The organism is Syntrophotalea sp., assembly GCF_050253115.1.
Classification (GTDB): Bacteria; Desulfobacterota; Desulfuromonadia; order Desulfuromonadales; family Syntrophotaleaceae; genus Syntrophotalea; species Syntrophotalea acetylenica.
The window spans coordinates 1-8,999 of record NZ_JBFWJQ010000099.1 but is presented as its reverse complement, the minus strand read 5'-3'; the positions used below and the strand labels follow the sequence as shown (position 1 = coordinate 8,999).

Below are 8,999 nucleotides of genomic sequence, written 5' to 3'. Positions count from 1 at the left end.
ACGGCCGGCAGCGACGAAGGCAGCAGCGGCAGCGATTCGCGGCGAAGAGGGCGGGAGGACGGCGCCGCCATGGTCTCGGGCAGCCGCATCGATACCGACTCGAGCGCCGATTTCTGGAGTGAACTGGGACTCGCCCTGCGTACCATGATCGGCCAGGACGAGGGGCGGCGGGTGGTTGTACAGCCCCAGGCCGGCGTGGTAGTGGTTCGCGCGCTGCCAGAGGAATTGCGTACCATCGAACGCTATCTTTCCGCCATCCAGGGCAATCTGCGGCGTCAGGTTATTCTCGAAGCCAAAATTCTCGAAGTTGAACTGGGCGATGGCTATCAGGCCGGCATTAACTGGACGGCCATGAGCGGTGACGTGACGGTGGGGCAGACGCGGGGTGATATTTTCGCCGATAACGGCATGGCCGAGGTCGTTGGCAGTGATGGTGCAGCCATTGCCTCCGGCCTGGCTTCTGGCGCCTTCGGCGGGGTGTTCAGCGCTGCTCTGAATTTCAAGAACTTCCAGGCTTTTATTGAACTGCTGGAGACGCAGGGGGATGTGCAGGTTCTGTCCAGCCCGCGGATCGCCACCGTCAACAACCAGAAAGCCATGATCAAGGTCGGGTCCGACGAATTCTTCGTCACCGATGTTTCCAGCGACACGGTTACCGGCACCACTACCACCACTTCACCCGACATCACGCTGACGCCGTTTTTTTCCGGCATTGCGCTGGATGTTACGCCCCAGATCGATGCGGATGGCCGGGTTACGCTGCATATCCATCCCACGGTCAGCGAAGTCACGGACCAGACCAAGAACATTACCGTCGCCGGCCAGACGCAGAGTCTGCCGTTGGCATTCAGCACGGTGCGGGAGTCCGACAGCATCGTTTCGGCCGACAGCGGCCAGGTGGTGGTGATTGGCGGGTTGATGAAGGACCAGGTGCAAAAGCGTGACGCGGGCGTGCCGCTGCTCGGCCGGTTGCCGGGCATCGGCAGTCTGTTTCGTCAGACCCAGTCGGTGTCGCGTAAAAGTGAACTGGTGATTCTGCTGCGGCCGATGGTCGTCGAACCCGGCACCTGGGAACAGTCGCTCGACGCGTCCCGGCAGCGTTTTAAAAGCCTCGGCCGGGATTTCGACATGCAATGGCGCGGCGGCCGCTTTGCGCGGCCTGTCCAGTGACAGGCGCCCTTTAAGTTGGAGGGCGCGGCTGGTAGCGGCAAGACCCTGAGCTGCCGGCATTTGCTGGATGGGGCTTGGCATCGCTCTTGAAGGATTCTGTTCAAAAAGGCAGGCCTGTCAAGCTTATGACCGGGCCCTCGCTCGGGGCGGTTTGCCCGACGGCGTGCGAGCCTGCGTCCGCCAGCGGTTGCAGGCTCTGGCGTAGAGGCCCTGCGGCGACACTGCCGCCGCAACGGATACGGATGGGGATAGAACGTGACGGTACGCAAAAAAATACGCATCGGCGAGCTTCTGGTCCAGCACGGCATCATCAGCGAGGAACAGCTGCATCTGGCGCTGGCCGAGCAGAAGCGCACCGGCAGCAAGCTCGGCCACACGCTGGTCGAGCTGGGTTATCTGAGCCTGACCGGCTTTCTGAAGTTTCTCGGCCAGCAGTTGCAGATTCCCTTCATCGATCTGCGTCACTATCAGTACAAGTCGGAGACGGTGCGCCTGCTGCCGGAAATCTATGCCCGGCGGTTCCGCGCCCTGGTGCTGGCGGAGGAGCGTGACGGCCTGCTGGTGGGCATGGCCGATCCGACGGATATTTTCGCTTTCGACGAGCTGCGGCGCATTCTCAAGCGGCCCGTGAAGCTGGCCGTGGTCGGCGAGGATGAACTGCTCGATATCGTCGACCGCATCTACCGTCGTACCGACGAAATCATCCACATCGCCGGCGAACTCAGCGAGGAACTCGGCGAAGGCGGCATCGACCTGGAGTCGTTGCTGTCGGGCAGTGATGTCGAGGACGCGCCGGTGGTGCGACTGCTGCATACCCTGTTCGAGGATGCCGTGCAGGTCGGCGCTTCCGACATCCATATCGAACCGGATGAAACGGTGCTGCGCATCCGGCAGCGCATCGACGGCCTGCTGCATGAGCAGGTCATGAAGGAAAAACGCATCGGCGCGGCGCTGGTGTCGCGGTTGAAGCTGATGAGCGGCCTCGATATCTCCGAACGGCGCCTGCCGCAGGACGGGCGTTTCAATATCCGCGTGCGCGGCCGCAGCATCGACATCCGCCTCTCGACCATGCCGCTGCAATACGGCGAGTCGGTGGTCATGCGTCTGCTCGATCAGTCCGGCGGCCTGTTGAGCCTGGAACAGATCGGCATGCCGGACACCATGCTGCAGCGGTTTCGCACCCTTGTTCAGCGGCCCCACGGTCTGGTACTGGTTACCGGCCCGACCGGCAGCGGCAAGACCACCACGCTGTACGGTGCTCTGAATACCCTCAACGACGCCGGCAAGAAGATCATCACCGTCGAGGATCCCGTCGAATACCGCCTGCCGCGCATCAATCAGGTGCAGGTGCAACACCGCATCGATCTGTCCTTCGCCCGCATACTGCGGGCCGCTTTGCGGCAGGACCCCGACATCGTCATGGTCGGCGAAATGCGCGACCAGGAAACCGCCCAGATCGGCCTGCGCGCCGCCATGACCGGCCATCTGGTGCTCTCCACCCTGCACACCAACGATGCCATCAGCACCGCTCTGCGGCTTCTGGACATGGGCGCCGAAGGATTTGTGGTCGGCAGCTCCCTGCTGGCCATTTTGGCCCAGCGTCTGGTGCGGCGCATCTGTGAAAGCTGCGTCGAAGACGATCCTCTCGATGCCGGACAGCGCAGCTGGCTGGCCGCCATGGTCGGGCCACAGTCTCTGGGACAGCGGTTCAGGCGCGGCGCCGGCTGTCCCCGCTGTCACAATACCGGCTATCACGGCCGCATCGGTGTTTTTGAGCTGCTGCGGATCGACACGCCGCTGGCCGATGCGCTGCGGCGCAGCGACAGCGCCGGCTTTGCGCGGCTGGCTCGCTGCCAACCGGGATTTGTGGGGTTGTCCATGGCCGCTTACGACTATGCCTGCCAGGGGATCACCAGCATGGAAGAAGTGCTGCGTGTCTCCGGGCAGCTCGAAGACCTGGATCCTGTTGCCGGCGATCCGGCCGGTTATGTACTGAATGAGGATGGTGAGCATGCCCCGGTTCCGATACCAGGCACGTAGCGCCGCTGGCGCACTGCTCGAAGGGACCATGGAGGCGGTAAACGCCGCACTGGTTGCCGACCAGTTGCTGGCGAACGGATCGACGCCGGTGCGCATTGCGGAAGAATCCGGCAACACCCCTTCGCCTTCGGTTTTGACCTGGCAATTCGGCGGGCGGCGCATCGACTCCGCAGACCTGATCCTGTTCTGTCGTCAGATGTACAGCCTCACCAGGGCCGGGGTGCCGCTGCTGCGGGCCCTGCGCGGCATGACCGAATCGGCCTGCAAGCCGATCATGGTGGAGACCCTGCAAGCGGTACTGGAGGATCTCGAAGGCGGTCGCGACCTGTCCGGGGCGATGCGGCGGCATCCCGGGGTTTTTCCGCCCCTGGTGGTCAACATGATTCAGGTCGGCGAAAGCAGCGGGCGGCTCGATACATCGTTCAGCGAGGTCGCGACCTATCTGACCCGCGAGAAGCAGACCGCCGACCAGATTCGGGCGGCGCTGCGCTATCCGACGTTTGTGCTGGTGGCCATCTCCGTGGCCATCGCCATCATTACCCTGTTCGTCATACCGGCTTTCGAAAAACTGTTCAGAGGACACGGCGCCCAATTGCCTTTGCCGACCCGCGCCATTCTTGGCATCTCCAACTTTGCCGTGTCCTGGTGGTGGGCCATCCTTATCGCCCTGGTCGCCGGCTTTTTCAGCTGGCGCGCCTGGGTTCGCACCGAACGGGGCGCAATGGTCCGGGACCGGTTCAAGCTGCGCCTGCCGGTGGTTGGCAGCATCATCCATCGGGCTGTTCTGGTGCGCTTCGCACGGGGTTTCGCCATGGGCTACGGCGCCGGGATGCCGCTTATCCAGTCCCTGACCCTGACCGCCCAGGCGGTGGGCAACAGTTACGTGCAGCAGCGCCTCGGCAAGCTGCGGCGCGGCGTCGAGCACGGCGATACCCTGACGCGCAGCGCCGCCGCCAGCGAGATGTTTACCCCGCTGGTGCTGCAGATGCTGGCGGTCGGCGAGGAGACCGGCTCCGTCGATACCATGCTGCTGGAGATCAGCGACTTCTATGAACGTGAGATTGAATACGACATCAGCCGCCTGTCCAGCGCCATCGAGCCGATCCTGATCGTCATCATCGGCGCCATGGTGCTGGTGCTGGCTCTGGGCGTGTTCTTGCCCATGTGGAACATGGCCAGCGTCATGCGCGGGGGCTGAGGCGCATGGCGAAGCCCAAAAGTTCCCGGTATCAGCGCCGCTGGACCCTGCGGCTGTTCGAATGGGGTGTGCTGGCCTGTGTTCTTCTGATTCTGACAGGGGTGTTTCTGCGCAAGGTTCGTCATCTGCAATGCGAAGCCGAGCGGCTCACTGTGCAGGCCACCATCGACAATCTGCGCACTGCCGTGCTGCTGGCTTCCGTATTTCACAAAGAAAATGAACGGGCCTGCCTCAATGCCCGGCCGGGCGGCAATCCGGCGGCACTGCTGACGGCAGAAACGGGCCTGACGCTGGAAGGCTACCGGGGAGCAGCGGACGACGTGGATCCGGCCGCAGTCGCTCCGGGCGCCTGGTATTTCGACCGGGCAACAAAGACGCTGATCTATCGGGTGCGCTGTGCCGAAGGCTTTCAAAGCCCCCTGTCCGGACCGGCGCGGCTTCGCCTGTGTCTTCGCAGGGCGCACCCATCCACCACAAACGCCATGCCCCTGGTCGTTGAACCGTGCGAGAGCTACGCGTGGGGGGACTCAGATTAACCGAAGGCATTTTTATCAGGATTTAGAAAAAGACGGCATGTTTTTGGCACTTTTTATGAAAATTACATTGGGCATAACCGCATATGTCAAAAATATGGCCCCCTTGGGGTGCTTTCGGAGGGGTGATGCTGCTGTCTTCAGGCGAGGACAGAAGCCAGCCTTCTTATTTTTAACCATGTTTTTGAACACATCAAAGGAGAGAAACGTGAAAAGTCAGAGTGGTTTTACCCTGATCGAGCTGGTGGTGGTGATTGTAATTCTGGGGATCCTGGGGGCGGTCGCCGTACCGAAGTTCATCAGCATGGAAGCAGAGGCGGCGCGCGCATCAGCAAAAGGCATTGCCGGTGCGTTGACTTCCGCGTCAGCCATCAACTATGCACTTTACAAGGCAAATCCGGACTCGGCCGATGTCGTTGCGGTAAATAGCTGCGAGGACGTAAAGGAGTGCGTCGAAGGCGATGATCTGGATAGTAATTTTGAGATCGTTGCAGATACGGCAATTGCAGCAGACACAAATGTCGGGGATTGCTCAGTCAAATATGTGAATGATGAATCGATTACGGCCTCTTTCAAGATTTACCGCACGGCGGCCAATCCCTGATATGTTATGCGCCCCCTCCCGCTGTTCGGCGAGCGGCTGGGAGGGGGACGAAAGTACCCAGTCTATCCATATTGTGCCTGTCCGGGCATGTACGTTGCGATCGCTTCACGGTTTGTCAAGCGATACTTCCCTGAAAAACCGCACCAGCACATCTTTGATTTCATCCCTTGCTTTTCGGTAGGCTTCCCTGATCTCATCATCGCTTCCCAGTGACCGCGACGGGTCCAAAACGCCTGTAAGGTACACTCTTCTGCCGCCATGGCTGGTCTGTTGCAGGTGGGGGCAGACGGCATTGCAGCGCCCGCAGTAACTGGTGGCGCCGTGGAGCAGGCACTTTTCCCCGGCGTCGCCCAGCAGCGTGATTACATAGTCGAAGGTTTCTTCGGCGAAGTCCTCCTCCGCTTTTGTCATGCAGTCGGTAACGGCGATGCCGATTTCGGACAGGACCGCTATCAGGCGTGGATCGACGGGTGCGGCATCGGCCGCGGCGGCCGAGGCGTGGACCCGATCCCGCAGAAAATGGTTGGCCAGCCACGCGGCCATTTGCGCGCGGCAAAAGCCGTGGGTATCCAGAAACAGTACGCGTATCATGGCCTTCTCCGTTTTGGTATGCTCCGGGGGAGTGTTTCCCGGCAGTCTGTGCCGCGTTGCCTGGCCCTTTCTTCTGCAAATTACGGACCCGGGCCCGTCAAGAGCGGCGGGTTGATGCGACAGCCCCCGCGGAGCATGGTAAGCTTGACTGAACGGAGGGCGGTCCCCTGCGCAGCAGGCGAGCCGCACATGCCTGTTATTTCATGACTCACGGAGGGAGACCATGAATATTACCTTTCACGGCGCGGCGGGCACAGTGACCGGTTCCCAGCATCTGGTCGAGGTCAATGGCCGAAAAATCATGCTGGACTGCGGGCTGTTTCAGGGCAAGCGAAAAGAAGCTTTCGAGCGCAACCGGCATGAATGCTGTCCGGCCGGGGAAATCGACTGCCTGGTTCTGTCCCATGCCCACATCGATCATTCGGGTCGCATCCCCTGCCTGGTGAAAAACGGTTTCGATGGCAACATTTTCTGTACCTCCGCAACCCGCGATCTGTGCGAAGTGATGCTCATGGACAGCGCCTTTATCCAGGAAAAGGATGTGGAGTTCGTGAATCGCCGTCGCCATAAAAAAGGGCAGCGGCTTTTCGAACCGCTTTACACCCGGGGGGACGTGACCCGTGCCATGCAGCAGTTTATCGGGATTGGCTACAACCGGCGGCATCAGCTCCTGCCCGGCATACACCTTACCCTGGTCGATGCGGGGCATATGCTGGGCAGTGCGCATGTCCTTCTTGATATTGACGACAATCAAACCGGGCGTCAGCGGCGGCTCGTGTTCAGTGGCGATATCGGCAGACCGGGCATCCCCATCATCCGAGATCCTGTTCCCATCACAGATGGCGCCGATATCCTGATCATGGAAAGCACCTACGGCAACCGGCTGCACCCTCCCTATCCCGAATCGGAGCGGGAAATGGAGCGCATCGTCAATGATACCGTCAAACGGGGCGGTTCGCTGCTGATCCCGGCGTTTGCCGTCGGTCGAACCCAGCAACTGGTGTATACTCTGCACAAGTTGCACAGCGATGGGCGGATTCCCGATCTGCCGATTTTTGTCGACAGCCCCCTGGCCACGCGAACCACCGATATTTTTCGCCTGCATCTGGAGCTTTACGATGCCGACGTGCGTGAATTTCTGCTGACGGACGATGACAACGACCCCTTCGGATTCGGCCGTCTGCAGTACACCATGGCGGTTGCCCAGTCCAAGGCGCTCAACAGCCTCAAGGTGCCGGCCATCATCATCAGCGCCAGCGGCATGCTGGAAGGGGGCCGCATTCTCCACCATCTTCGAAACCGCATCAGCGACTCCCGCAACACGATTCTGATCACCGGCTGGCAGGCGCCCAATACCCTTGGGCGGCGCCTGGTGGAAGGGGAACAAACGGTGCGCATATACGGCGAGGAGTATCCGTTGCGGGCGCGGGTGGAAACTCTGACCGGTTTTTCCGGGCACGCCGACCGGGAAGGTCTGCTGGCGTTTGTCCGCAATATGAACAACAGGCCGCGGCATACATTTGTGGTTCATGGCGAGGAGGAATCCTCTGCAAGTCTGGCGCAAGCCTTGCGGGACGAGTTGAATCTGGACAATGTAATTGTTCCGGAGCCTTTGCAGTCGTTTCCGTTGTAACCCAAGGCTCGAACTGTCCCGTTGCCAGCGCCAGGACCTTTCGGCCGTCATGACAGATGGACACCCCTGGCGGTTGCGATCAGTTGATATGAAACAGGGATTTTAGAGCTTGTACGTATCCTGCAGCTTTGCACGGGCCGGGTCGGTGCCGGCCTTTAACCTAAGGGAGGCAAGATATGAGCTGGATCATGGCATTGATTATTGGCGGAATCGTCGGCTGGCTGGCGAGCATCCTTATGAAGACCAATGCACAGATGGGAATGCTTGCCAATGTGCTTGTGGGCGTGGCGGGTTCGATGCTGGGTTTCTGGATTGCCGGAGTGCTTGGCATGTCGGCTTCCGGCGGCATTATGCGCTTCATTGTCGCCATTGCGGGAGCATCGCTGCTGATCTTTATCCTGCGCAAGCTGGGTTTATTCGGCAAAGCGTGACATCCGGGCGAAAACAGGGCGCCGGCCCGGCCGGTTGCCGTTGCCGGCGCCTTTGTTGTTACCTGTAGCGGTGCTTCTCCGGGCGGGGTAATGGGACCCTGTCCTGCAAGGGAAAGACGTGGCATCATGACCATTTTATTATGGTTATTGGCCGGCTTGCTGATTCTGTCGGGGTTGGCAGGGATGATTCTGCCGGCGCTTCCCGGACCTCCGCTGCTGTTCGCGGGCTTGTTCTGCGCCGCCTGGGCGGAAGATTTTGTCTATGTCGGCTGGCGGACCCTGATTGTTATGGGCGGTTTGGCTTTGCTGGCGCTTGCTGCCGATTTCATTGCCGGAGCCTTGGGCGCAAAGCGTTTCGGGTCCTCTTCCAGAGCCATGGTCGGGGCTGCCGTCGGGGCTCTGGTCGGTCTTTTTTTCGGGCCACCGGGCCTGATTTTGGGGCCTTTTTTCGGCGCCATGGCCGGAGAACTCACCGCGCGGACCGATCTGCGGACCGCAAGCCGGGCCGGCGTCGGCGCGGTGGTTGGCCTGATCGTGGGCACCGCGGCAAAAATGGCTCTCGCCATCGCCATGATTGGTTTGTTTCTCGCGGTGCGTCTGTTCTGACAGGCCATCGGTTCTCCAATAAACCCGAAGCGATGTCGATTTTAGGCTGGATTTTATGCCTGAATTCTGCTATGTTGAGCGGATTAAATCGGCAGTGGTCGTTTAATCGCTTCCAGCGATTGTTGCGAAGGGCCTGGCCTTGAACGGTCAGGCCCTTTATGTTTGCCTCCATGACCTGTTCAGGAGGTAACAT

Annotated in this window: 9 protein-coding genes and 1 pseudogene; 9 read left to right on the top strand and 1 reads right to left on the bottom strand. The window is 60.6% G+C overall.

All coding sequences use genetic code 11. The features are described from left to right. The 6 genes and pseudogenes from mshL to AB7E65_RS10115 form a co-directional block, all read left to right on the top strand. A pseudogene (gene mshL, locus AB7E65_RS10140) lies at positions 1–1,047 on the top strand (pilus (MSHA type) biogenesis protein MshL); the annotation flags it as partial. 86 nt (positions 1,048–1,133) lie between these two features. Further along, positions 1,134–1,184 (top strand): hypothetical protein, encoded by a 51-nt coding sequence (locus AB7E65_RS10135; protein ID WP_407058538.1) that lies wholly within the window; start codon positions 1,134–1,136, stop codon positions 1,182–1,184. A gap of 241 nt (positions 1,185–1,425) precedes the next feature. Continuing rightward, complete coding sequence (locus tag AB7E65_RS10130) at positions 1,426–3,210, top strand: GspE/PulE family protein (protein ID WP_072286759.1); 1,785 nt, start codon at positions 1,426–1,428, stop codon at positions 3,208–3,210. Further along, a complete protein-coding gene (locus tag AB7E65_RS10125; RefSeq protein ID WP_320360544.1) occupies positions 3,182–4,408 on the top strand; it encodes a type II secretion system F family protein in 1,227 nt (408 codons plus the stop codon). Before AB7E65_RS10130 ends, AB7E65_RS10125 begins: the two co-directional genes overlap by 29 nt. A gap of 5 nt (positions 4,409–4,413) precedes the next feature. After that, positions 4,414–4,944 carry a hypothetical protein gene (locus tag AB7E65_RS10120; RefSeq protein ID WP_428745814.1) on the top strand — a complete coding sequence of 177 codons (531 nt, stop codon included), beginning with the start codon at positions 4,414–4,416 and terminating at the stop codon, positions 4,942–4,944. Between the two features lie 205 nt (positions 4,945–5,149). After that, the gene (locus AB7E65_RS10115; protein WP_428745813.1) at positions 5,150–5,545 is read left to right on the top strand and encodes a type II secretion system protein; all 396 of its coding nucleotides are present in this window, start codon (positions 5,150–5,152) and stop codon (positions 5,543–5,545) included. A 105-nt stretch (positions 5,546–5,650) separates the two neighbouring features. On the opposite strand, the gene AB7E65_RS10110 is transcribed toward AB7E65_RS10115, so the two are convergent. Further along, positions 5,651–6,136 carry a hypothetical protein gene (locus tag AB7E65_RS10110; RefSeq protein ID WP_072286763.1) on the bottom strand — a complete coding sequence of 162 codons (486 nt, stop codon included), beginning with the start codon at positions 6,134–6,136 and terminating at the stop codon, positions 5,651–5,653. 223 nt (positions 6,137–6,359) lie between these two features. On the opposite strand from AB7E65_RS10110, the gene AB7E65_RS10105 reads away from it, so the two are divergent. The 3 genes from AB7E65_RS10105 (at position 6,360) to AB7E65_RS10095 (ending at position 8,806) form a co-directional block, all read left to right on the top strand. Next, positions 6,360–7,769, top strand: coding sequence for an MBL fold metallo-hydrolase RNA specificity domain-containing protein (locus AB7E65_RS10105; RefSeq protein WP_428745812.1), 1,410 nt, complete (start codon positions 6,360–6,362; stop codon positions 7,767–7,769). Positions 7,770–7,945: 176 nt separating this feature from the next. Then, complete coding sequence (locus AB7E65_RS10100; RefSeq protein WP_072286765.1) at positions 7,946–8,200, top strand: GlsB/YeaQ/YmgE family stress response membrane protein; 255 nt, start codon at positions 7,946–7,948, stop codon at positions 8,198–8,200. 126 nt (positions 8,201–8,326) lie between these two features. Continuing rightward, positions 8,327–8,806, top strand: a complete 480-nt coding sequence (locus AB7E65_RS10095) for a DUF456 domain-containing protein (RefSeq protein WP_072286766.1) — start codon at positions 8,327–8,329, stop codon at positions 8,804–8,806. The last annotated feature ends 193 nt before the right edge of the window (positions 8,807–8,999 follow it).